The sequence below is a fragment of the Silvimonas terrae genome, assembly GCF_014202765.1.
Lineage (GTDB): Bacteria > Pseudomonadota > Gammaproteobacteria > Burkholderiales > Chitinibacteraceae > Silvimonas > Silvimonas terrae.
Genome location: NZ_JACHHN010000002.1, coordinates 106,742 through 130,189, shown reverse-complemented (window position 1 = coordinate 130,189; position 23,448 = coordinate 106,742). Strand labels below are relative to the sequence as shown.

General features: G+C 57.8%; 18 protein-coding genes. 3 read left to right on the top strand and 15 right to left on the bottom strand.

The genetic code is table 11. From position 1 onward, the window contains the following. Positions 1 to 4: 4 nt before the first annotated feature. Positions 5 to 1,564, bottom strand: a complete 1,560-nt coding sequence (locus tag HNQ50_RS04820) for a sugar ABC transporter ATP-binding protein (protein ID WP_184098188.1) — start codon at positions 1,562 to 1,564, stop codon at positions 5 to 7. A gap of 211 nt (positions 1,565 to 1,775) precedes the next feature. Further along, the gene (locus HNQ50_RS04815; protein ID WP_184098186.1) at positions 1,776 to 2,729 is read right to left on the bottom strand and encodes a sugar ABC transporter substrate-binding protein; all 954 of its coding nucleotides are present in this window, start codon (positions 2,727 to 2,729) and stop codon (positions 1,776 to 1,778) included. Between the two features lie 723 nt (positions 2,730 to 3,452). Between HNQ50_RS04815 and loiP the strand changes: the two genes are divergently transcribed. Next, on the top strand, positions 3,453 to 4,205 hold the full coding sequence (gene loiP / locus HNQ50_RS04810) for a metalloprotease LoiP (protein WP_184098184.1): 753 nt from the start codon (positions 3,453 to 3,455) through the stop codon (positions 4,203 to 4,205). A gap of 75 nt (positions 4,206 to 4,280) precedes the next feature. Here the strand turns inward: loiP and sucD are convergent, their stop codons facing one another. The 12 genes from sucD to HNQ50_RS04750 all read right to left on the bottom strand — a co-directional run bounded on the left by sucD (position 4,281) and on the right by HNQ50_RS04750 (position 18,442). Beyond that, complete coding sequence (sucD, locus tag HNQ50_RS04805; protein ID WP_184098182.1) at positions 4,281 to 5,168, bottom strand: succinate--CoA ligase subunit alpha; 888 nt, start codon at positions 5,166 to 5,168, stop codon at positions 4,281 to 4,283. A 139-nt stretch (positions 5,169 to 5,307) separates the two neighbouring features. Then, the gene (sucC, locus tag HNQ50_RS04800; RefSeq protein WP_184098181.1) at positions 5,308 to 6,477 is read right to left on the bottom strand and encodes an ADP-forming succinate--CoA ligase subunit beta; all 1,170 of its coding nucleotides are present in this window, start codon (positions 6,475 to 6,477) and stop codon (positions 5,308 to 5,310) included. Positions 6,478 to 6,576: 99 nt separating this feature from the next. Further along, positions 6,577 to 8,010, bottom strand: coding sequence for a dihydrolipoyl dehydrogenase (gene lpdA, locus HNQ50_RS04795; protein WP_184098179.1), 1,434 nt, complete (start codon positions 8,008 to 8,010; stop codon positions 6,577 to 6,579). A 123-nt stretch (positions 8,011 to 8,133) separates the two neighbouring features. After that, a complete protein-coding gene (gene odhB, locus HNQ50_RS04790; protein WP_184098177.1) occupies positions 8,134 to 9,387 on the bottom strand; it encodes a 2-oxoglutarate dehydrogenase complex dihydrolipoyllysine-residue succinyltransferase in 1,254 nt (417 codons plus the stop codon). An 80-nt stretch (positions 9,388 to 9,467) separates the two neighbouring features. Next, the gene (locus HNQ50_RS04785; RefSeq protein ID WP_184098175.1) at positions 9,468 to 12,293 is read right to left on the bottom strand and encodes a 2-oxoglutarate dehydrogenase E1 component; all 2,826 of its coding nucleotides are present in this window, start codon (positions 12,291 to 12,293) and stop codon (positions 9,468 to 9,470) included. Between the two features lie 91 nt (positions 12,294 to 12,384). Further along, positions 12,385 to 13,668: a citrate synthase gene (gene gltA, locus HNQ50_RS04780; protein ID WP_184098173.1), complete on the bottom strand. Its 1,284-nt coding sequence runs from the start codon at positions 13,666 to 13,668 to the stop codon at positions 12,385 to 12,387. A 65-nt stretch (positions 13,669 to 13,733) separates the two neighbouring features. Continuing rightward, positions 13,734 to 13,976 carry an FAD assembly factor SdhE gene (locus HNQ50_RS04775; RefSeq protein ID WP_184098171.1) on the bottom strand — a complete coding sequence of 81 codons (243 nt, stop codon included), beginning with the start codon at positions 13,974 to 13,976 and terminating at the stop codon, positions 13,734 to 13,736. A 181-nt stretch (positions 13,977 to 14,157) separates the two neighbouring features. Further along, positions 14,158 to 14,859 carry a succinate dehydrogenase iron-sulfur subunit gene (locus HNQ50_RS04770; protein ID WP_184098169.1) on the bottom strand — a complete coding sequence of 234 codons (702 nt, stop codon included), beginning with the start codon at positions 14,857 to 14,859 and terminating at the stop codon, positions 14,158 to 14,160. Positions 14,860 to 15,059: 200 nt separating this feature from the next. Next, the gene (gene sdhA / locus HNQ50_RS04765) at positions 15,060 to 16,826 is read right to left on the bottom strand and encodes a succinate dehydrogenase flavoprotein subunit (RefSeq protein ID WP_184098167.1); all 1,767 of its coding nucleotides are present in this window, start codon (positions 16,824 to 16,826) and stop codon (positions 15,060 to 15,062) included. After that, a complete protein-coding gene (sdhD, locus tag HNQ50_RS04760; protein ID WP_184098165.1) occupies positions 16,826 to 17,173 on the bottom strand; it encodes a succinate dehydrogenase, hydrophobic membrane anchor protein in 348 nt (115 codons plus the stop codon). Before sdhD ends, sdhA begins: the two co-directional genes overlap by 1 nt. After that, positions 17,167 to 17,541: a succinate dehydrogenase, cytochrome b556 subunit gene (sdhC, locus tag HNQ50_RS04755; RefSeq protein WP_184098163.1), complete on the bottom strand. Its 375-nt coding sequence runs from the start codon at positions 17,539 to 17,541 to the stop codon at positions 17,167 to 17,169. The genes sdhD and sdhC overlap by 7 nt, the downstream gene beginning before the upstream one ends. A 178-nt stretch (positions 17,542 to 17,719) precedes the next feature. Then, entirely contained in the window at positions 17,720 to 18,442 is a 723-nt protein-coding gene (locus tag HNQ50_RS04750; RefSeq protein WP_184098161.1) for a GntR family transcriptional regulator, read from the bottom strand. 320 nt (positions 18,443 to 18,762) lie between these two features. Here HNQ50_RS04750 and HNQ50_RS04745 point away from each other — a divergent pair, with 320 nt between their 5' ends. Beyond that, positions 18,763 to 19,743, top strand: coding sequence for a malate dehydrogenase (locus tag HNQ50_RS04745; RefSeq protein WP_184098159.1), 981 nt, complete (start codon positions 18,763 to 18,765; stop codon positions 19,741 to 19,743). Between the two features lie 194 nt (positions 19,744 to 19,937). Here HNQ50_RS04745 and nagE read toward each other — a convergent pair whose 3' ends face one another. Next, entirely contained in the window at positions 19,938 to 21,935 is a 1,998-nt protein-coding gene (nagE, locus tag HNQ50_RS04740) for an N-acetylglucosamine-specific PTS transporter subunit IIBC (protein ID WP_184098157.1), read from the bottom strand. Positions 21,936 to 22,561: 626 nt separating this feature from the next. On the opposite strand from nagE, the gene dapA reads away from it, so the two are divergent. After that, positions 22,562 to 23,437 (top strand): 4-hydroxy-tetrahydrodipicolinate synthase, encoded by an 876-nt coding sequence (dapA, locus tag HNQ50_RS04735; protein WP_184098155.1) that lies wholly within the window; start codon positions 22,562 to 22,564, stop codon positions 23,435 to 23,437. The last annotated feature ends 11 nt before the right edge of the window (positions 23,438 to 23,448 follow it).

The following is a 23,448-nucleotide window of genomic DNA, read 5'->3' as shown; positions in this document are numbered from 1 at the left end:
CTGGTTATTGCATGGCCGCCGCAGTATCGGCGGTGTCTGGGTGGGCCAGCATGCGGTCACGGGTCTGGTAGCCGGCAAACGCGGCGGCCAGAATGGCGTCTTGTGTCCAGCTCTCGCGCTCGAACGTGCCTGTCACCTTGCCGGCAGACAGCACGGCAATACGGTCACAAATCAGCATCAGTTCACGCAAATCGCTGGACACCACCACCAGCGCCTTGCCCTTGCGCGCCAGTTCGCCAAACAAGGCGTAGATATCAAACTTGGCGCCGATGTCGATGCCGCGAGTGGGTTCGTCAAACAACACCACATCACAATCGCGTTCCAGCCAGCGGCCAATCACCACCTTTTGCTGATTGCCGCCAGAAAGCTCTTGTACCGTCTGCGCTGCGCCGGAAGTGCGGATACGCATGGCGCTGATCTGGCGCTGGGCCAGCGCAGTTTCTTTCTGGTGATCGATGAGGCCGTAGCGGGACACCGCATCCATATTGCCCAGCGAGACATTGGCGGCGATGGATTGCGGTAACAACAGCCCTTCCCCTTTGCGGTCTTCCGTAATGAGCGCAATGCCGTTTTTGACGGCATCCGTCGGTGAATGGATCGATACCGTGCGCAGCGGATGGCCTACCTGGATCGTGCCGGCATCCGCCTTGTCGGCACCGTAAATCAGCCGCAGCAATTCGGTACGGCCCGCGCCGATCAAGCCGCTGATGCCAAAAATTTCACCACTGCGGACTTCCAGCGAGACATCCCGCACCACGTTGCCACGCCGCATGCCCTCGACCACCAGCATGGGCTCACCAATGTTGCGTACGCCAAAGTCGATTTTCTCGCCCAGTTCACGGCCGACCATCAAGGTGACGAGTTCATCACTGCTGTAGCGCTCAATGCGGTCGGCACAGACCAGCCGGCCATCGCGCAGCACGGCAATGCGGTCGGCAATGCGCGCCAGTTCTTCCAGCCGGTGCGAGATATAGACCAGCGCCACACCGCGCGCTTTGAGCAGCGCGATCTGGTCAAACAACAGATCAACCTCGCGCGCCGTCAACATGGCGGTGGGTTCATCCAGAATCAGCACCCGGCATTCGCCAATCAGGTTGCGGGCGATTTCCACCATTTGCTGATGACCAATGCCCAGATCGCCCACCAGCGTATCCGGATCAATACTATCGAGCCCGACCTGCGCCATGGCGCGGCGTGCGTCTTCACGCAATTGCCGGCGGGAAATCCAGCCGGCCTTGCGTGGCAATTTGTTCAGAAAGAGGTTTTCCGCCACCGACAAGGTGGGCAGCAGGTTCAGTTCCTGCATCACCATGCGCACACCGGCGTTTTCGGCTTCGGTGCGGCTTTGTGGCGCGTAAGCCTGGCCCAGATAATTCATCTGGCCATGCGTCGGCGTGGTCAAACCCCCAATAATCTTGGAAAGCGTACTCTTGCCAGCGCCGTTCTCACCGGTCAGCGCCAGTACTTCACCTGCAAACAACTGCAGGCTGACATCGGCCAGCACCGTGGTGGCGTAATCCTTGCCGACCCCGGTCACTGTCAGAATTTCACGATCAGACGACATGATCTTGTCCTGTTATGAGCCCAAACCCTGCTGGCTGGCCAGCACCGTGGCACCGGATCGGGTTCTGGCTCCGGGTGCGGCGCATGGGGACACCGCACCCGAATACTTGTTGCTTATCAACGTGACACCAATCAGCGAAGCGGTTCTGGCATGGCGCGCGCAATACGTGGGTGAGCGCAACGCCGCCAGGATGTGTGTCAGACGCGCTCGCTTACTTGGTGATCAATTGCACCGGGGTCTCAACGGCACCGGCCAGATCGGCTTGCTTCTTGTGATCCTTGATCGCCTTCAGGGCAACGTCGATCCCGAACACGGCTTGCTTGGCAGCAAACTGGTCAGCGGTCGCCAGCACGCGGCCATCAGCCAGCATGGGCTTGATGGCATTGATGTTGTCGTAACCGACCACGATCACCTTGCCTTGCTTGCCCGCAGCGCGCACGGCAGACACAGCACCAATAGCCATGTTGTCGTTACCAGCCAGCAGCGCCTTGATGTTCGGGTATTCGTTCAGCATGGCGGCGGCCACGCTATTGCCCTTGTCGATTTCCCACTCGGCCGATTGCACAGAGTCAATCTTGGCGCCGACAGTGGTCATCGCATCCTTGAAGCCTGCGGTACGTTGCTGCGCGTTGGTGGTGGTCGATACGCCTTCCAGAATGCCCACTTCATCACCCGACTTGAGCTTCTTGGCCAGGTAGTCACCCACTTGCTTGGCGCCGGCGCGGTTGTTCGGGCCCACAAACGGTACATTCAGGTTCTTGGACTTCAGTACATCGTTATCCAGCTTGTTGTCGATGTTCACGACAATGATGCCGGCATCAACGGCTTTCTTGATGACAGGCACCAGCGCCTTGGAATCAGCCGGGGCGATCACGATGGCATCGACCTTGGACACGATCATCTGTTCGACAATACGGATCTGGTTGGCGGTATCGGTTTCGTCCTTGATGCCGTTGGTGATCAGATCAAACTGCGCCGCATTGGCTTTCTGATAATCCTTGGCGCCGTTTTCCATGGTCAGGAAGAACTCATTGGCCAGCGACTTCATGACCAATGCCACTTTGGGCTTGTGAGCGTCAGCAGCGTAAGCGCTGGAAATCGGCAACACGGCTGCGACGGTAACGGCAACAGCCATCGCGGCCAGGCGACGGAAATTATGTTTCATGCTGGGACTCCTCATCATCGATATGAACTACACGTGATTTGATGGTTTTGTACTTAAGCAAACGTTTGCGCAAACAGATAAAAAAGAAGCGCAAGGTGTCTTCGGGATATGGACTGGCAGTCCATATGTAGCAAACGTTTGCGCACTACAATTTACGTCCATTTCACCCTGTGTCGTCAACTGCATTTCATTTTGCACTGCACTGTCGCGGTGCCTGAAACGGCACTTTTCTCATCCACAATTCACCATATTGGTGCAAATTCTCTCTCCATTCTGACAGTTGTTGTTATAAAAAATATGACGCAACGCCAACAAATCTTTGTTTTACAATAGATTTATCTACTTTGTTTGCGGAACGCCGTAAGAAAACACCCCATATTTACGCCGTCACCTGCTTTTCACCCCCATGCCGCGCAAACGTGGCGCAAAGACGAACGGCAGGACAGTGTCATCTGTTGTTGCTGCGCAGCCGCTACACCCAATACTGCCCACCATAACGGTCGGGCAAGCCCGCCGCCTCTGTCTGCGGTACGACTTATCTCTGCACCACCAGGCACCAGCGCCAATCTTTTCAGCCAACCCATCGTCTGCTTACGCGCAATGAACGCTGAAAAGACATTTCATCGATGTATTTGCGAAAAACCCGATGGGAATATCCGCCTTTCCGCGTAACAATGAGAAACGCCAGACCATGTATCTGGCCTCTCAACAAGGAAACCGCACATGAAACACCGTCGTTACATGCCCGCCGTCGTGCTGGCTCTGCTGGCTATGGCCGGTTGCGCCAATATGGACACCAACTCGCTGATGCAATCCGGCATGACCGCAGCACAGGCCGCAACACTGACGGATGCAGACGTGCAGCAACTGTCCGTCGCGTCCTGCCAGGATCAGGACAGCAAGAACCAGCTGGCCCCGGCCAACAGCACCTACATGAAGCGTCTTGCGGTGGTGAGCAAGGGTCTGCCCACCAGCGTCAATGGCGCCCCGCTCAACTTCAAGGTGTATCAGACCAAAGACGTCAACGCCTGGGCCATGGCGAACGGTTGCGTACGCGTGTACAGCGGTCTGATGGATCTGATGACCGATGACGAAGTCCGCGCCGTACTGGGCCATGAAATCGGCCACGTGGCGTTGGGCCACACCAAGAAAGCGGCGCAAGTGGCATACAGCGTCAGCGCTGCCCGTGGTGCAGTCGGTTCTGTGGGTGGCACCGTGGGCGCGTTGAGCAAATCGCAACTGGCCGATCTGGGCGAGCAACTGGTGAATGCCCAGTTCTCCCAGAAGCAGGAAAGCCAGGCGGATGATTATTCGTTCGATCTCTTGAAAAGCAAGGGCTATAACCCGCAGGCACTGGTCAGCAGCTTCCAGAAACTGGCCAGCCTGGACGGTGGTCAAAGCAGCATCATGAGTTCTCACCCGGCCTCGACGGACCGCGCCAAGCACATCCAGGCGCGTATCGCCTCAGGCAAGTGACCTTGTCTGCAGCAACAAAAAAGCCCGCAAACGCGGGCTTTTTTGTTTCCAACGGCAATCAATCGCAAGCAATGCTTACTTGATCATGCCTTTGGACTTCAACAGTTCGTGCATGGTCTTGCCGATTTCAGCCGGGCTGCGGGTGTACGCAATGCCGGCCTTCTCGAACGCCTTGAACTTTTCTTCTGCCGTGCCCTTGCCGCCAGAAATAATGGCGCCAGCGTGGCCCATGCGCTTGCCCTTGGGGGCAGTCACACCGGCAATGTAACCCACCACTGGTTTGGTCACATATTGGCGGGCAAACTCGGCCGCTTCTTCTTCAGCCGAACCGCCAATTTCACCAATCATGATGATCGCGTCGGTATCCGGATCGTCCTGGAACAGCTTGAGGGCATCAATGTGGCTGGTCCCCGGGATCGGGTCGCCACCGATACCGATACATGTGGACTGACCCAGACCCAGCGCAGTGGTTTGCGCTACGGCTTCATAGGTCAGTGTGCCGGAACGGCTCACAATACCGATGCGACCCGGGTTGTGGATGTGCCACGGCATAATGCCGATCTTGCACTCGCCCGGGGTAATCACGCCAGGGCAGTTGGGGCCGATCAGGCGTACGCCGGCTTCGTCCACAGCCTTCTTCACGTACAGCATATCCAGCGTCGGCACGCCTTCCGTGATACACACAATCAGCTTCACGCCGCTATCAAGGGCTTCCAGGATGGAATCCTTGGCAAAGGCTGCCGGTACGTAGATCACCGAGGCATCGGCCTGGGTCTGGCGTACAGCGTCTTTCATGGTGTTGAACACCGGCAGGCCCAGGTGCTCGGCACCGCCCTTGCCCGGGGTTACACCGCCAACCACCTTGGTGCCAACCTTCAACGCTTGTTCAGCGTGGAAAGTACCATTCTTGCCGGTGAAACCCTGCACCAGCACTTTCGTATCTTTGTTTACAAGAACGCTCATTGCTTTTCCTTGTGAGGTGTGAGGGGTGAGGGGTGAGGTGTAACCCCCAAAACCTGCACCACTGCTACCTGCATAACTGTCTCAAGATAAAAGATGCGCGTGAGCAGCGGGTTACCCCTCACTCCTCACGCCTCACCCCTCACAGCGCGGCGACAGCCGCGACGATCTTCTCTGCCGCGTCGTTCAGGCCCTGGGCGGAGGTCAGCTTCAGACCGGATTCATCCAGAATCTTTGCGCCCAGCTCTGCATTGTTGCCTTCCAGACGAACCACGACCGGCACGGTCACGTTCACTTCCTTCACGGCGGCGATAATGGCTTCAGCGATCATGTCGCAGCGGACGATGCCGCCGAAGATATTGATCAGCACGCCCTTGACCGAGGTGTCGGCCAGGATCAGCTTGAAGGCTTCGATCACGCGCTCTTTGGTCGCGCCACCGCCCACATCCAGGAAGTTGGCCGGCTGACCGCCCTTGAGCTTGATGATGTCCATGGTCGCCATGGCCAGACCCGCGCCGTTTACCATGCAACCGATATTGCCTTCCAGTGCCACGTAGTTCAGTTCGAACTCGGAGGCCTTCACTTCACGCTCGTTCTCTTGCGACTTGTCGCGCTGGGCCAAGAGGTCCGGGTGACGGAACAATGCGTTGGAGTCCAGGTTGATCTTGCCGTCCACGCAGGCCAGTTCGCCGTTTTCACGCAGGGCCAGCGGGTTCACTTCAAACAGGGCGAAGTCGTTTTCAACAAAGGCTTGATAGGCACCCAGCATCAGTTTTTCGAATGCCTTGACCTGTGCGCCAGCCAGGCCCAGTGCGAACGCAGCGTCACGTGCCTGGAACGGCTGCATGCCGGTCAGCGGGTTCACTTCAATCTTGATGATCTTTTCCGGGGTTTCTTCCGCGACCTTCTCGATTTCCACGCCGCCTTCGGTGGAAACCATGAACACCACGCGTTGCGAACCGCGGTCCACCACAGCGCCCAGATACAGTTCGCGCTGCACCGGGTACATGTCTTCACACACCAGTACGCTATGCACTGGCTGGCCCGCTGCGTCAGTCTGATAGGTCACGAGATTGGTGCCGATCAGGCGGGTTGCTTCGGCCGCCGCTTCTTCCCGGCTCTTGACCACTTTCACACCACCCGCCTTGCCACGGCCACCGGCGTGAACCTGGGCCTTGACCACGGCAAACTTGCCACCGAGCTTGTCATAAGCCGCTGCGGCTTCTTCGCCGCTGTTGGCCAGAATGCCGCGTTGTACCGGCAGACCGTATTTGGCCAGCAATTCCTTGGCCTGGTATTCATGCAGATTCATAAGGGTTTCCCTGTGAGGAGTGAGGGGTAAGGTGTGAGGTGGAACAGCGGGAAGCGTGGGTTTTCCCCTCACTCCTCACGCCTCTCACCTCACACGCGATCAAGAATGCAAACCGCGCTTGTCGACGCCCAGGGCCGCTTCGTGCACGGCTTCAGAGAGCGACGGGTGCGCGTGAACAATGCGGGCCAGGTCTTCAGAAGAAGCATTGAATTCCATGGCGACCACGGCTTCGGTAATCAGTTCCGAGGCAAACGGGCCAATGATATGCACGCCCAGGATGCGGTCCGTTTTGGCGTCGGCCAGCATTTTTACAAAGCCGGCGGTTTCACCCAGACCCAGCGCACGGCCGTTGGGGCCAAACGGGAACTGGCCCTTGCGGTACTCGACGCCTTCGGCTTTCAGTTGTTGCTCGGTCTTGCCCACCCAGGCCATTTCCGGGCTGGTGTAGATCACCCACGGCACAGTGTTGAAGTCGATATGCGGGTGCTGGCCGGCAATGCGTTCAGCCACAGCCACGCCCTCTTCCGACGCTTTGTGTGCCAGCATCGGGCCACGCACCACATCACCCACTGCCCACAGGTTAGGCAGCTTGGTGCGGCATTCGTCATCTACCTCAATAAAGCCACGGGCATCCAGCGGCAGGCCAACAGCTTGCTCGGCCAGGTTCCAGGTATTGGGTACCCGGCCAATCGACACAATCAGTTTGTCGAAGGTATCGGTGTGTTCCTTGCCTTCGTTGTCGGTGTATTCCACCTTGACGGACTTGGCAGCCGCTTTGGTGCCGGTGATCTTCACGCCGGTACTGATCTTCAGGCCCAGTTCCTTGATGAAAATCTTCTGGGCTTCACGAGCAACAGCTTCATCAGCCGCAGTCAAAAAGCCTGGCGCGGCTTCCAGAATGGTGACGTCCGCACCAAGACGCTTCCAGACCGAACCCATTTCCAGGCCAATCACGCCAGCACCAATCACGCCCAGTCGCTTGGGGACATCCGGAATCGACAGTGCACCGACGTTATCGAGCACGACCTTGTTGTCCACCGGCAGACCCGGCAACTGACGCGGCACAGAACCCGTGGCGATGATGACATGAGTGGCTTCAACCACCTCGCTCTTGCCGGATTCATTGACCTCAACCTGCCACTTGTCGCCGTTGCGGCTGACGAGCTTGCCGTGGCCAAACAGGCTGGTGACCTTGTTCTTCTTGAACAGGAAACCAATGCCACCGGTGAGCTTGGCGACAATCCCTTCCTTGCGCTCCAGCATTTTGGAAACATCAAACTTCGCGCCGGACACCGTAATACCGTGGGCGGCGAACTTGTGATTCACGCGTTCCCAGTTTTCCGACGACTCCAGCAGCGCCTTGGACGGGATACAACCCACGTTCAGGCAGGTGCCGCCCAGGCTTTGCTTGCCTTCAGCGTTCTTGAATTCGTCTACGCAGGCCGTTTTGAAACCGAGTTGCGCAGCGCGGATAGCAGCCACGTAACCACCGGGGCCACCGCCAATGACCAGTACGTCAAATTGTTGTGCCATTTGTATACCGTGAGGAGTGAGGTGTGAGGGGTGAGGTGTAACCCCCGCACACCGATGCAAATCTGTTGGCCTGAGTGGGTAAGGTTTTACACCTCTCTCCTCACCCCTCACGCCTCACATCAATCAGATATCCAGGATCAGACGGGCCGGATCTTCAATCGCTTCCTTGATCGCCACGAGGCTCAGCACGGCTTCGCGACCATCAATAATGCGGTGATCGTAGGACTGGGCCAGATACATCATCGGGCGCACGACAACCTGGCCATCCTCGACCACAGCGCGTTCCTTGGTGGCATGCATGCCCAGGATCGCGGATTGCGGCGGGTTGATGATCGGGGTCGACATCATGGAACCAAAGGTGCCGCCGTTAGAGATGGTGTACGTGCCGCCGGTGAGTTCTTCCACGGTCAGCTTGCCTTCCTGGGCGCGCTTGCCAAAGTCAGCGATGGTCTTTTCGATGTCGGCCAGGCTCAGTTGGTCCGCATTGCGGATGATCGGCACGACCAGGCCGCGCGGGCTACCCACGGCCACGCCGATATCGTAGTAGCCGTGGTAGACAATTTCGTTACCGTCGACCGAGGCATTCACGATCGGGTATTTTTTGAGCGCGTGGACGGCTGCCTTCACAAAGAAACCCATGAAGCCGAGCTTGATGCCGTGTTCTTTCTCGAAACGGTCTTTGTACTTGTTACGCAAATCCATCACCGGCTTCATATTCACTTCATTGAAGGTGGTGAGGATGGCGTTGGTTTGTTGCGATTGCAGCAAACGCTCTGCGACGCGCTGGCGCAGTCGGCTCATGGCGACGCGTTGTTCCTGGCGATCACCCTGCGGCAATACATAAGCGGGCGCAGCCGGGGCTGGCGTTGCCGCTGCGGGCTTGTTGCTGCCAGAGGCAATGGCGGCTTGTACGTCTTCTTTCAGCACGCGGCCGCCACGGCCGGAACCGGCCACCTGACTGGCATCCACGCCGGCATCAGCGGCCAGCTTTTTGGCAGCCGGCATCACGGCGGTGCCAAAACCAACGGCGGAGGCTTCGACACCGTGCGCTTGCGCGGCTTCGGCGACGCGTTTCTTGTCTTCGGTCACTTGCGCTGCGGGCGCGGCAGCGGCGGCCGGGGCGGCGCCCGCGACCTTGGCATCCGTATCAATGGTGGCAATGATTTCATTGCTGCCCACGTTATCGCCTTCATGCTTGACGATGGACACCAGCACACCCGCTTGCGGGGCCGGGATTTCCAGCACAACCTTGTCGGTTTCTAGGTCGATCAGCGTTTCGTCACGGGCAACCGCCTCGCCTTCTTTTTTCTTCCATTGCAGCAAGGTGGCTTCAGCAACAGATTCCGGCAACTGCGGGACTTTGATTTCAATGATCATGAGTTACTTCTCCAATTGATTCTTGTTCGTCGGTGTAACAAGACGCGGCAGGCCTTGTGTGCCTGCCGCGTATGGAATGATTAAAGGGTCAGTGCGTCGTCCAGGAAGGCCTTAAGCTGCGCGGTGTGCTTGCTCATATAGCCCACGGCCGGCGAGGCGGACGACGGGCGACCGGCATAGCGCAGCGTCTGTTTCGGCGTCGTCACACTTTCCAGGCGGTGGCGGATCTGGTGCCACGCGCCCTGGTTGCGCGGTTCTTCCTGGACCCAGACCAGTTCGCGGGCATTGGGATACTTCTCCATTTCTGCCTGCAATTCTTCGGTCGGGAACGGGTACAACTGCTCAACGCGGACAATGGCAATGTCCTTGATCTCGCGTTCACGGCGAGCGTTATCCAGGTCGTAATACACTTGACCTGCACACACCACCACGCGCTTGACCTTTTTGGCGTCAAGGCTGGCGGTATCCCCAATCACGTTGCGGAACTCGCCATTGGTGAACAGTTCGATCGGGCTGGCGGCGTTCTTGGCCTTCAACAGGCGCTTGCTCATGATCACGATCAGGGGCTTGCGAACCGGACGCACCATCTGACGGCGCAGCATGTGGAAGACCTGGCTGGCTTCGGTCGGCTGCACCACCTGGATGTTGTGCTCGGCGCACAGTTGCAGGTAACGCTCAACACGCGCGGAGGAGTGTTCCGGGCCAGCACCATCGTAGCCATGCGGCAGCAACATGGTCAGACCACACAGGCGACCCCACTTGGTTTCGCCCGAGGCGATGAACTGGTCAATCACCACCTGCGCGCCGTTGCAGAAGTCACCAAACTGCGCTTCCCAGATCACGAGTTCATCCGGGGCGGACGATGCGTAACCATATTCAAAGGCCAGCACGGCTTCTTCGTTCAGGATGGAGTCGATGACCGCAAAGTGCGCCTGGTTATCCGACAGGTTTTGCAGCGGCACATACACGCCCTGGTCCCAACGCTCACGATTCTGGTCGTGGAACACCGCATGGCGGTGGTTGAACGTACCACGCCCCGAGTCTTCGCCGGAGATGCGCACGGCGTAGCCTTCGGTCAACAGCGTGGCATAGGCCAGATGCTCGGCCATACCAAAGTCCACATTCAGGTTGCCGGCGGCCATCTCGCGTCGATCGGCCACCACCTTTTCAACCGTGCGGTGCAGCTTGAAACCTTCCGGCACGGTGGTGAATTTTTCGGTCAGGCGTGCCAGGTCGGCTTGCGGCACCGAAGTCACCACCGGATGACGCCAGTGCGTCCCCATGTAGCGGCTGAAGTCGATGGCGTAAGAGCGCTTGTAATCAGTCAGCGAGGTCTGCTCAACGTGCTCGCCCTTGTCCAGCGCAGCGCGGTAGGCGGCAATCAGCGCCTCGGTCTGTTCTGCCTGTACCACCCCTTCGGCGATCAGCTTGTCCGCGTACTTCTGGCGTACACCGGGGTGAGCGGCAATGCGCTTGTACATCATCGGCTGGGTGAGGTACGGATCATCTGCCTCGTTATGGCCGTGCTTGCGGAAACAGACGATATCGACCACCACATCTTTCTTGAAGACGCGGCGGTATTCCATGGCGGCGTGCACCACAAAACACACGGCCTCCGGATCATCCCCGTTCACGTGGAAGATCGGCGCTTCGACCATCTTGGCGATGTCGGTACAGTACAGCGTGGAGCGGGTATCCCGGGTGTCGGACGTGGTAAAACCGATCTGGTTATTGACCACCAGATGCACCGTACCGCCCGTGCCATAGCCACGGGTGTGCGACAGGTTGAATGTACCCTGGTTGGTGCCCAGACCAATAAAGGCCGAGTCACCGTGGATCAGCACCGGCAACACCTGGTCGCCCGTGCGGTCCTGGCGACGTTGTTGACGCGCACGCACCGAACCCTCTACCACCGGGTTAACAATTTCCAGATGCGACGGGTTGAAGGCGAGGCTCAGGTGAATCGGGCCGCCCGGTGTCGGGATATCGGCCGAGAAACCATTGTGGTACTTCACGTCACCGGACGGCAGTTCGGTGGTCGGGCGACCTTCGAACTCGCTGAACAGATCACGCGGTTGCTTACCCAGAATGTTGACCAGCATGTTCAGGCGGCCACGGTGGGCCATGCCGATCACCATTTCCTGAATGCCCTGCTCACCGGCCATCTGCACCAGATAGTCCATCGCCGGGATCATGGAATCGCCGCCTTCCAGCGAGAAACGCTTCTGGCCGACGTATTTCTTGTGCAGGTATTGTTCCAGTGTTTCGGCCGCAGTCACCTGCTTGAGAATGCGCAGCTTTTGCTCTTTGGCAAAAGACGGCGTGGAGCGACGCTCTTCAAAGTATTCCAGCACCCACTTGCGGGCTTCGGAATTGGTCATGTGCATGAACTCAAGGCCTACGTTGCCGCAGTAGGTCTGCTTGGCAAAGGCAATGACTTCAGAGAGCGTGGCACGTTCCATCGATTTGATATTGGTGCCAAACGTCAGCGCCATATCGGCTTCGGTGAAACCGTAGAATTTGGGGTCGAGTTCTTCGACGTAATCTGTGTCCATGCGGCACAGCGGGTCCAGCGTGGCATTGCGGCTGCCCAGCAGGCGATAGGCCTGCATCATGCGCAATACTTCCACCTGCTTGCGCGAGACGGAATCTTCGGCCACCGAAGCGTGCACAGCCATGGCGCGCGGCTGGCGGGCCAACTGGCGGAAAGATTCTTCAATGGGCGCGCGCGGAATATCGCGGGCCGTTGCCCCAGGCAATTGCTGGAGTTTGTCGAAGTAAGTACGCCAGCCCGGGTCCACCAGGTTGGGGTCTTCCAGATATTGTTCGTACAAGTCCTCCACAAAGGGGGCATTGCCGCCGAACAAATGGGAATTCAATGCTAGCTGTTCCAGCTCTCGTTTCATGGCCAGTGTCCTGTCACTCTAACTGCCCCGGTCTGCCCGGCCGGGGGCCTTGCACACGGTCCGCGCCCGCGGACCGTGGTATTGCTTGTTATTACTTGCGCTTTTCAACCGGCACGTAGTCACGACGCGGCGAACCCGTATACAACTGACGCGGGCGGCCGATCTTCATGCCGGGATCGGAAATCATTTCGTTCCAGTGGCTGATCCAGCCCACAGTACGAGCCAGCGCAAAGATCACGGTGAACATGGAAACCGGAATGTTCAACGCGGTCAGCACGATGCCGGAGTAGAAGTCGACGTTGGGGTACAGCTTGCGCTCAATGAAGTAGGGGTCTTCCAGCGCAATCTTTTCCAGCGCCATGGCCAGCTTGAACTTGGGGTCGTTTTCCAGGCCCAGTTCTTTGAGCACGTCGTCGCAGGTCTTTTTCATGATGGCGGCGCGCGGGTCCATGTTCTTGTAAACACGGTGACCAAAACCCATCAGTTTGTGCGTTTTGTTCTTCACGCCTTCCATAAAGGCCGGGACGTTTTCGACCGAGCCGATCTCGTCCAGCATTTTCAGCACGGCTTCGTTGGCGCCACCGTGGGACGGGCCCCACAGACAAGCAATACCGGCGGCGATACATGCAAACGGGTTGGCGCCCGAGGAGCCAGCCAGACGCACGGTGGAGGTCGATGCGTTTTGTTCGTGATCGGCATGCAGTGTGAAGATACGATCCAGCGCGCGGACCAGCACCGGATTGGGCTTGTACTCTTCGCACGGGGTGGCAAACATCATTTGCAGGAAGTTGGCCGCGTAAGAGAGGTCGTTCTTCGGGTAGTTGAACGGCAGACCCTTGCTGTAGCGATAACACATGGCCGCGATCGTCGGGATCTTGGAGATCAAGCGGTACATGGTCACTTCACGGTGACGCGGGTTGTTGATGTCCAGGCTGTCCTGATAGAACGCAGACAACGCGCCGGTGACACCGACCATCATCGCCATCGGATGGGCGTCACGACGGAAACCCTGGAAGAACCGGGTCATCTGGTCGTGCACCATGGTGTGGCGGGTGACGGTACGGACAAACTCAGCCTTTTGCTCGGCATTGGGCAGTTCGCCAAAGATCAGCAGATAGCAGGTTTCCAGGTAGTCCGAATGCTCTGCCAGTTGCTCGATCGGATAACCACGGTAGTAAAGCTGACCCTGGTCGCCATCAATAAAGGTGATCGCCGATTCACAAGAGGCGGTCGCCAGGAAGCCGGGGTCATAGGTAAACATCCCGGTTTTGGAGAAAGTCCGGATATCCACCACATCCGGACCCAGCGTGCCCGACTGCACCGGCAGATCAATGGTGCCGCCGGTGTAAGTCAGAGTAACTTTGTTTTCTGCCATGTTTACAAGCTCCTGGTTTGCAATGCCCTACCACCCCACGGGGGAGGTCAGACCGTGTATCTAAACTATCGTTGGGCGCGAACCCGCTCGATCATCGGCACAAGGCTTTGATCCGGGCACGGCACTTTACCGTTCAGGTAATCCAGCAAATCGTTATCCGAGAGCAACAACATCTGCGAATAGGCTAACCATTCGGTATCACTGAACCCGGGCAGCACGTCGCGCACAAAGCGCTCCAGCTGGATATCCAGCTCCAGCAACCCCCGGCGTGACCGCCAGACGATGCGTTTCTTTTCAACTTCGTCCACTGCTCTCAGTCCTGCAAAAACATTCATTCAATCCTGCAACGCCCGGGGCGGTCGTCCGGCATACCGCTTTTCCCGGCACCACCATTTCAGGCGATGCGACGTAGGCCGTAGGGTGGATTTGCGTAGCAATCCACCGTCGCCATGGTGGATTGTCGCTACGCTCCAAATCCACCCTACCCAATCAAACGACCCGCTTCAGCATCAAGTCTTTGATCTTACCGATGGCTTTGGTCGGGTTCAGATGCTTCGGGCACACATCCACGCAGTTCATGATGGTGTGGCAACGGAACAGGCGATACGGGTCTTCCAGATTGTCCAGCCGCTCATTGATGGCCGTGTCGCGGGTATCGGCAATAAAGCGGTACGCCGCCAGCAAACCGGCCGGGCCCACAAACTTGTCCGGGTTCCACCAGAACGACGGGCACGAGGTGGAACAGCAGGCGCACAGAATACACTCGTACAGACCGTCCAGCTCTTCCCGGTCTTCCGGCGATTGCAGACGCTCACGCTCCGGCGCCGGATCATTGTTGATCACGTATGGCTTGATCGAATGGTATTGCTTGAAGAACTGCGTCATGTCCACGATCAGATCGCGGATGACCGGCAGACCCGGCAGCGGGCGGATCTGCACCGGCTGCTTGAGTTCGGTCAGGTCGGTAATACAGGCCAGACCGTTCTTGCCGTTGATATTCATGGCATCCGAACCACACACGCCTTCGCGGCAGGAGCGACGGAAACTCAGGGTGTCATCCACGGCCTTGAGGCGTACCAGCGCGTCCAGCAGCTTCTTGTCAGACGGCTCCAGTTCGACGTGGTAGTCCTGCATGTACGGCTTGGCATCCACGTCCGGGTTGTAACGGTACAGCTGGAAATGCATTTTCATATCAGTTAGACCCTTCAAGTATCCTCGACTTACCAGCCACACGAACGCAGTGAGGCCCCCTCGCGGCGGCGAGGGCGGGGGAGTCGGAATGAAACAGGGGGAGCCGGTTCTCGCACTCAGCAACCACCGCGCGCCCGGCTTTGCCGGGTGCCCAAACGGTGTTCTGCAATGCAATTGACGGCAGCAAGTTCATCACAGGCTCAGTAAACGCGCTTTTGCGGAGCAATGTATTCGACCGACAGCGGCTGGGTATGCACCGGCTTGTACGACAGCGTGCGATTCTGGCCGTCATACAGGGTGTGCTTCATCCACTCGTCGTCGTGGCGTTCCGGATGGTCGTCCTGCGCGTGGGCACCGCGCGACTCCTTGCGGGCTTCGGCCGAGATCAGCGTAGCCACGGCCACTTCGATCAGGTTTTCCAGCTCCAGGGCTTCAGTACGGGCGGTATTCCAGACCTTCGATTTGTCTTTGATCTGTGTCCGCTTGGCACGTTCGGCAATCTCTTTGATCTCTGCGACGCCCTTGGCGAGGTTTTCGTCGTTGCGGAACACGCCAGCACGCAGTTGCACGCACTTTTGCATGGCGTTACGCACGTCGGCCACTTCTTCGCCATCAGTCTGGTTTTCCAGGCGGGCCAGACGGGCCAGCGAGAAGTCAGCGGCGTTCTCCGGCAGCGGTTTCCAGTCTTTACGCTCGTTGCGGATGAACTCGATCATGCTGTTACCCGCCGACTTGCCGAACACCACCAGATCCAGCAGCGAGTTGGTACCGAGGCGGTTGGCGCCATGCACGGAGGCACATGCGCACTCGCCTGCGGCGTAGAAACCATTGACGCGCACTTCCGGGTTGTCGCCCTGCGGCGCAACCACTTCACCCTTATAGTTGGCTGGAATACCGCCCATCATGTAATGGGTCGTCGGCACCACCGGAATCGGGTCTTTGATCGGGTCCACGCCGGCAAACTTGATCGCGATTTCGCGGATACCCGGCAGGCGGTGGTTGATGATTTCCGGGCCGAGGTGATCGAGCTTGAGCAGCACGTGATCTTTTTCCTTACCACAGCCACGGCCTTCCAGGATTTCCAGCGCCATGGCGCGGGAAACCACGTCACGCGATGCCAGATCCTTGGCGTTCGGTGCGTAACGCTCCATAAAGCGTTCGCCATTGGCGTTGAGCAAAATACCGCCCTCGCCGCGCACACCTTCGGTAATCAGCACGCCTGCGCCGGCCACACCGGTCGGGTGGAACTGCCAGAACTCCATGTCTTCCAGCGGAATACCGGCGCGCACAGTCATACCCAGACCATCGCCGGTATTGATAAAGGCGTTGGTGGAAGCCGAGTAAATACGGCCTGCGCCACCGGTGGCAAACAGTACGGCCTTGGCGTGCAGCACGTAGGTTTCGCCGGTTTCCATTTCCAGCGCGGTTACGCCGATCACGTCACCATCGGCATCACGGATCAGGTCCAGCGCCATCCATTCCACAAAGAACTGGGTGTTGGCGCGCACGTTACGCTGATACAGCGTGTGCAGCATGGCGTGGCCAGTCCGGTCAGCGGCCGCACAGGCACGTTGCACCGGGGTCTTGCCGAACTCGGCCATGTGACCGCCGAACGGGCGCTGATAAATCTTGCCGTTTTCCAGACGGTCAAACGGCATGCCGAAGTGTTCCAGCTCAACCACGACTTCCGGTGCCTGGCGGCACATGAATTCAATCGCGTCCTGATCGCCCAACCAGTCCGACCCCTTCACGGTGTCGTACATGTGCCATTCCCACTTGTCTTCCTGGACGTTACCCAGCGAGGCAGAAATGCCACCTTGTGCGGCAACAGTATGGGAACGGGTCGGGAATACTTTGGAGAGCACGGCGGTTTTCAGACCGGCTTCAGACAATTGCAGGGCGGCGCGCAGGCCGGCGCCACCGGCACCGACGATGACTGCATCAAATTTGCGAACGGGAACAGACATCAGGCACCCCACACCACTTTAACGGAATAAACAAGGCTACCCACCAGCCACAGCAAGGTGAGCACGTGCATGGTCAGGCGCAAGCCAGCGGACTGGATATAGTCCATCCAGATATCACGCACACCGACCCAGGCGTGCCACAGCAATGCAAAGGCCGTGACTTGCGTCAGCACTTTCACCCAGGTACAGGCGAACAGCGCTTTCCAGCCATCAAAGCCCTGGTTATGGGCAGCCAGCAAAAACAGCACGATGCCGAGGGTGTACACCAGCATGATGACGGCCGTAACACGCTGCACCAGCCAGTCTCGCAGGCCGTAGTGCGCGCCGATAACATGACGATTTACCATGTCAGCCCCCCGATAATCACGGTCAGCGCCAGGCTGACGATCAGCACCAGTTTGGCGGTCAGACGGGCCGTGGCCAGATCAAGGCCTTTGTGGATATCCAGCGCCAGAAAACGGATGCCGGCACAGGCGTGATGCAGAAAACCCCACAGCACGACCAGCAGCAACAGCTTGACGAGGGGGTTGGCAATACAGGCGCGGAAAGCTTCAAAGTGCTCGGCGGATGAGAGGGAACCGGAGAGGGCGTAGAGGATAAACGGAATCGCCACAAACATCAGCGCACCGCTGGCACGATGCAGAATCGAGACTATCCCCGGTATGGGCAATCTGATCTGCCATAACGCGAGGTGCTTGGGTCTTGTTTGACTCATACGCACAAATCCTTCTTTTTGATTCACAAGTTTGAGAACCGTTACTACCATCCACTGCATCGTTCAAATTGCTCATTTCACTTTTCAGCAATACGAACAACCTCGATACAACCCTTGACCATCTGCGAGCGCCCCACCCTGTCATCTCTCACAGGAGGTGACGTGACACCGTGGTCACCTAACCGATCATTTCTACCGACTGCAGCGCATATTTTTCGCTGCAGAACCATGCCGCACTCCACACCTGCGGCACGTCTTCAAAATCTTTGGAAAGCCGGATCACCTGGAGTACCGGCTCATTCACTTCAATCTGCAAAAGACGCGCCTCTGTTTGCGCCGCCGGCATGGCACGGTAGCGAATATCGCAGCCCTTCAGCCGGACCCGATAGTCACGCCAGCACAGCGCGCGGATGTTGCCGCCCAACTCACGCAAGCGCCGCATATCCAGCGCTGGAAAGGTGGTCTCGGACAACAAGGACTCGTCCACGCCAATCACTTCACCTTCAATGCGCACCAGCCGGCGAACCTGCCACAACGGCGCGCTACGGCGCAGATTGAGCACTTCTGCAAGGTATTCGCCGGCATGAATTTTCACGCAACTCAGCACTTCTACCTTGGGCGCTCTTGTCGCATGCTCGTTCAGCGCCGAAAAACGCATGCCACCCAGATCATCCCCGGCATCAGTGACAAACGTGCCTACACCCTGGCGCCGATACAACACTCCACTGGCGACCAGTACATCCAGCGCTTTGCGGACGGTTCCCTGACTGACACCGAAACGCTGAGCCAGTTCTTGCTCGCTGGGCAAAGCTTCATCGCCTTGCCACATGCCGGTTTCAATATCATTGAGCACCTCCCGCATCACCTGTTGATAGAGCGATTGGGCAATGAGCTTTTTCATGATTTGCAGCTTTTTAACATGTTGTCGCGATGGAGTCTACTACAGTCTTATATAAGACATAAGACAAACCACCGAATAGCGGCACCAGGCCGCCAAAACGTACCACCTGCACAGGAGTGCGTGATAGACTTTCGCCACTTTGCAATTACAGTCTGGTTCGGTACAGCCCGGATCAAGCCCTCAAAAAGATGTAGCGCCCGCACAATGACAACATACGGGCTGACGAGAACTGGACACACTGCTTCATGGCGCGCAAGGCAAAGCCCTGCGCTGTCGTCGATGGCGGGACACCCGCCCACTTTTACGCGGAGTAGTAATCAATGAAAAAACCCGTACGCGTTGCCGTTACCGGCGCAGCCGGCCAGATCGGCTATAGCCTCCTGTTCCGTATTGCTTCCGGCGCGATGCTGGGCCCGGATCAACCGGTGATTCTGCAGTTGCTGGACATTACCCCGTCCCTGCCGGCCCTCAACGGCGTGGTTATGGAACTCGACGACTGCGCATTCCCGCTGCTGGCCGGCATCGTGCAAACCGATGACCCGAAAGTGGCATTCAAGGATGTGGACGTTGCCTTGCTGGTCGGCGCTCGTCCGCGCGGCCCGGGCATGGAACGTAAAGACCTGCTGGAAGCCAACGGCGCCATCTTCACCGCTCAGGGTCGTGCCCTGAATGAAGTGGCTAGCCGTGACGTGAAAGTGCTGGTTGTGGGTAACCCGGCCAACACCAACGCCTACATCGCCATGAAGAACGCGCCAGATCTGAATCCGGCCAACTTCACCGCCATGATGCGTCTGGATCACAACCGTGCCCTGACACAAATTGCCCAGAAAACCGGCAACGCTGTCACCGCCGTGAAAAAGCTGACGGTGTGGGGCAATCACTCCTCCACCCAATACCCGGACATCTTCCACGCGGAAGTGAACGGCAAGAACGCCGCCGAACTGATCAATGATCAAAAATGGCTGGAAGCCGAGTTCATCCCGACCGTGCAACAGCGTGGCGCCGCCATTATCAAGGCGCGCGGCCTGTCTTCTGCCGCGTCGGCCGCCAACGCCGCCATCGACCACATCCGCAACTGGGTGCTGGGCACACCGGAAGGCGACTGGGTCACCATGGGTGTTCCGGCCAATGGCGAATACGGTTACAACGACATCATTTTCGGCTACCCGGTCACTTGCAAAGATGGCAAGTACGAAATCGTACAAGGCCTCTCCGTCAGCGATTTCAGCCGTGCACGCATGGACGCGACCTACAAGGAACTGTCCGAAGAGCGTGATGCCGTGAAGCATCTGCTGTCTTAAGCGACTCGCATCGAGTCAACCGCTGTATGAAAAAGGCGAGCCATTGCGGTTCGCCTTTTTTGCTGGAGTGCATCCATACACTCCCCCGAGTCACGGACGGCAAGCACAAACAACAAGGGGATGGTTTTTCAACCATCCCCTTGTTGTTGCTACCGTGATCACCCCGCACCAGAAGGCGCGGGGCTTGGGAACAATTACTTGTTCACGACGGTGTACAGCGCAGACTTGCCAGCTTCCACCGAACCGGAAGCCAGATCAGCCAGACCAGAGAACTGGTCGGAATTGCTGATCACCACCGGACTGATCAACGACTGCGCGTTGGCGGCCAGGTATTCCAGGTCCAGTTCCAGCACCGGGTCACCAGCATTCACGTGAGCACCTTGTTCAGCCAGACGGGTAAAGCCTTGACCGCCCAGTTTCACAGTTTCGATACCAATGTGAACGATGATTTCCGCACCACTGTCTGCCACGAGAGCAAAGGCGTGGTTGCTGTTGAAGATCTTGACCAGCGTACCGCTCGCCGGAGCGACCACAAACTTGCCCGTCGGCTGAATGGCGATACCCTCGCCCACAGCCTTGCTGGCAAACGCAGCATCAGGCACTTGTTCCAGCGGCACGATGTTGCCGGTCAGCGGCGCCACCAGCACCAGACCCTTGGACGAGGTCGGCACGGCAACCGGAGCTACCGGAGCAGCCGCCGGAGCCGGTGCAGCAGCGGCAGGCTTGGGAGCCGGCGCCGGAGCAGCAGCCACAGGAGCCGGTGCGCCAACTTGACGACGCATGCCATCGGCAATCATTTCAGCTTTCGGCCCAACAATGATCTGGACGTTTTGCTTGTTCAGGCGGATCAGGCCAGAAGCACCCAGACGCTTGGCTTCAGCTTCATTCACGATGCTGGAGTCATTCACTTGCAGACGCAGACGGGTAATGCACGCGTCGATACCGGTCAGGTTGGCAGCGCCACCTACTACAGCAATGTAGGAGGAAGCCAGCGAAGCCATATCGCCAGACACAGCAGGCGCCGGAGCAGCACCGCCAGCAATCGGGGCGTCATCTTCACGACCCGGCGTCTTCAGGTTGAATGCCTTGATGAAGAACGTGAACAGTGCGTAGTAGGCTACAAACCAGATCACACCCATGATCAACAGGATGCTGACGTTCTTGGCGGCAGGCAGCTTGGACATCAGCACAAAGTCGATGGCACCCGCAGAGAACGAGAAGCCTGCGTGCACGTCCAGCATGGTCGCAATGTAAGCAGACACACCCGTCAATACGGCATGCACTGCATACAAGACCGGAGCCAGGAACATGAACAGGAATTCAAGCGGCTCTGTCACGCCAGTCAGGAATGCGGTGAAAGCCACGGAGAACAAGAGCCCCCCGACAGCGGCGCGACGATTCTTCGGTGCCGCAAAGTACATGGCCAGTGCGGCGCCCGGCAGACCAAACATCATGACGGGGTAGAAACCGGCCATGAATTGACCTGCGGTCACGTCACCTGCAAAGAAGCGGTTCAAGTCGCCGTGAGCAATAACGGGCTGACCGTCCTTCATGACCTGAACGCCGTCTTTCATCACATTGAAATCACCAATCTGGAACCATGCAATCGAATTGATCACCTGGTGCAGACCAGTCGGGATCAGCAGACGGTTCACGGTAGCAAACACCGCAGCACCCAGTGCGTGCGCGTTCACCATCCAGTCACCAGCTTCCTTGATGACGTTCTGGATCGGGGGCCAGACATAGCCCAGGATCGCCGCCAGGATCAGCATGGTCAAACCGGTAATGATTGGCACAAACCGCTTGCCACCGAAGAAAGCCAGCCAGTCCGGCAACTTGATCGCGTGAAAGCGGTTATACATGACACCGGCAATCAGCCCGGAAAGAATACCGGCCAGCACGCCCATGTTAACGTCTTTGTTGATCACGACCATGGCTTTGGTCAGGATCAGATAACCCACGGCACCAGCAAGCGCCGCTGCGCCTGCATCATCCTTGGACCAGCCCACTGCAACACCAATGGCAAATATCAATGCCAACTGACCGAAAATCGCCCCACCCGCCTCAGCAATGAACGGCAGGTTGAACACATCCGGCTGCCCCAACCGCAACAGCAATGCGGCCACTGGCAGCGTTGCAATTGGCAGCTGCAAGGAACGGCCTAACCGCTGCAATCCGCCCAGCAAGTTCATGTTGCCTCCTGTTATACATACGAAAAATTTTTAATAGAAATCAGGCTGCACCAGGCAGCACCTTGTGGTGTTGTAATCGCTTCCAGGGTACATGTAAACCCACGCGAATTATTCCACCGTGCTATGTCCAGTGCAATGTCGGGCTTAAAAAGCATTTGCCGCAATTGCCTGAGTTACTGATCGGCAATGCTTTTTAATACATGAAGAGCGCGCTATTGCAGCGATGTGACAACAACAGACGGCCTTCATTTCCATCTTCTGTTACTACGTATTTGTCGTTTTATTACCCTCTGGCAAAGCGCGTACAGGCCATTTACCGAGGTGATTATCAATATTAAGCCAAGATAACTTACGCGCAAAAATGCTTTGCGGTTTTGTTTTTTCTCAATTTTCAGTTAACCGATTACATTGGGCGCGCCAGGTACACCACCTTCCTGGCTATGCGTTAAAGTCCTGGCAGCAGCCGTACACAGACAAAGTACGCGCTTGTCTCGTTCGTCACAAAATCTGCCATTCACACTTGATGCCAAGCGGGCCTGGGTTCAGTTAGAATGGCGGCTTGCATAATCGTCGGTAGCGGGTATCCTGCGTCGACGAACTCCAGTGGACAATACAGGTATTTGCACATGCTGACAGGTAGTCTGGTTGCGCTCGTAACCCCGATGAAGGAAGACGGCGCTCTCGATTTTGATCGTTTGCGGCAGTTCGTTGACTGGCACATCGCTCAAGGCACCGACGGCCTTGTCGCAGTGGGCACCACCGGCGAATCTCCGACCGTTGATGTAGAAGAACATGTAGAGATCATCCGCGTGGTGGTCGAACAGGCTGCCGGCCGCGTTCCGGTGATTGCCGGCACCGGCGCCAACTCCACCCGCGAGGCCATCCACCTGTCGAAAAAGGCGCGTGACGTCGGCGCCCAGTACGGCTTGTCGGTTGTCCCTTATTACAACAAGCCAACCCAGGAAGGCCTGTTCCGCCATTTCAAGGCGATTGCAGAAGAGTCTGGCCTGCCTACCCTGCTCTACAACGTACCGGGCCGTACCGTGGCCGATCTGGCCAACGATACCGTGCTACGTCTGGCCGAGCTGCCGGGCATCATTGGCCTGAAAGATGCAACGGGCAACCTTGAACGTGCCGCAGACCTGATCAAGCGCGCACCGAAAGACTTTGGTCTTTACAGTGGTGACGATGCTTCTTCGATTGCCTTCTTACTGCTGGGTGGTCATGGCGTGATTTCGGTCACCGCCAATGTGGCCCCCCGCCAGATGCACGAGCTGTGCGTTGCAGCCGGCGCCGGCCACATTGCCGAAGCGCGCGCCATCAACGATCGCCTGCAAGACCTGCACAAGCATTTGTTTGTTGAAGCCAACCCGATCCCGGTCAAATGGGCACTGGAAGAAATGGGGCATATCGGCAATGGCATCCGCCTGCCGCTGACTCGTCTCTCGGAAAGTGCGCAGGCCGTTGTGCGCAATGCTCTTCGCACCGCTGGTCTGCAATAACCAGTCCCCGA

What these genes read in the sequence shown, in the direction of transcription:
- HNQ50_RS04820 (WP_184098188.1), bottom strand. Translation starts at nt 1,564, where the DNA reads ATGTCGTCTGATCGTGAAATTCTGACAGTGACCGGGGTCGGCAAGGAT.
- HNQ50_RS04815 (WP_184098186.1), bottom strand. Translation starts at nt 2,729, where the DNA reads ATGAAACATAATTTCCGTCGCCTGGCCGCGATGGCTGTTGCCGTTACC.
- loiP (WP_184098184.1), top strand. Translation starts at nt 3,453, where the DNA reads ATGAAACACCGTCGTTACATGCCCGCCGTCGTGCTGGCTCTGCTGGCT.
- sucD (WP_184098182.1), bottom strand. Translation starts at nt 5,168, where the DNA reads ATGAGCGTTCTTGTAAACAAAGATACGAAAGTGCTGGTGCAGGGTTTC.
- sucC (WP_184098181.1), bottom strand. Translation starts at nt 6,477, where the DNA reads ATGAATCTGCATGAATACCAGGCCAAGGAATTGCTGGCCAAATACGGT.
- lpdA (WP_184098179.1), bottom strand. Translation starts at nt 8,010, where the DNA reads ATGGCACAACAATTTGACGTACTGGTCATTGGCGGTGGCCCCGGTGGT.
- odhB (WP_184098177.1), bottom strand. Translation starts at nt 9,387, where the DNA reads ATGATCATTGAAATCAAAGTCCCGCAGTTGCCGGAATCTGTTGCTGAA.
- HNQ50_RS04785 (WP_184098175.1), bottom strand. Translation starts at nt 12,293, where the DNA reads ATGAAACGAGAGCTGGAACAGCTAGCATTGAATTCCCATTTGTTCGGC.
- gltA (WP_184098173.1), bottom strand. Translation starts at nt 13,668, where the DNA reads ATGGCAGAAAACAAAGTTACTCTGACTTACACCGGCGGCACCATTGAT.
- HNQ50_RS04770 (WP_184098169.1), bottom strand. Translation starts at nt 14,859, where the DNA reads ATGAAAATGCATTTCCAGCTGTACCGTTACAACCCGGACGTGGATGCC.
- sdhA (WP_184098167.1), bottom strand. Translation starts at nt 16,826, where the DNA reads ATGTCTGTTCCCGTTCGCAAATTTGATGCAGTCATCGTCGGTGCCGGT.
- sdhD (WP_184098165.1), bottom strand. Translation starts at nt 17,173, where the DNA reads ATGGTAAATCGTCATGTTATCGGCGCGCACTACGGCCTGCGAGACTGG.
- sdhC (WP_184098163.1), bottom strand. Translation starts at nt 17,541, where the DNA reads ATGAGTCAAACAAGACCCAAGCACCTCGCGTTATGGCAGATCAGATTG.
- HNQ50_RS04750 (WP_184098161.1), bottom strand. Translation starts at nt 18,442, where the DNA reads ATGAAAAAGCTCATTGCCCAATCGCTCTATCAACAGGTGATGCGGGAG.
- HNQ50_RS04745 (WP_184098159.1), top strand. Translation starts at nt 18,763, where the DNA reads ATGAAAAAACCCGTACGCGTTGCCGTTACCGGCGCAGCCGGCCAGATC.
- nagE (WP_184098157.1), bottom strand. Translation starts at nt 21,935, where the DNA reads ATGAACTTGCTGGGCGGATTGCAGCGGTTAGGCCGTTCCTTGCAGCTG.
- dapA (WP_184098155.1), top strand. Translation starts at nt 22,562, where the DNA reads ATGCTGACAGGTAGTCTGGTTGCGCTCGTAACCCCGATGAAGGAAGAC.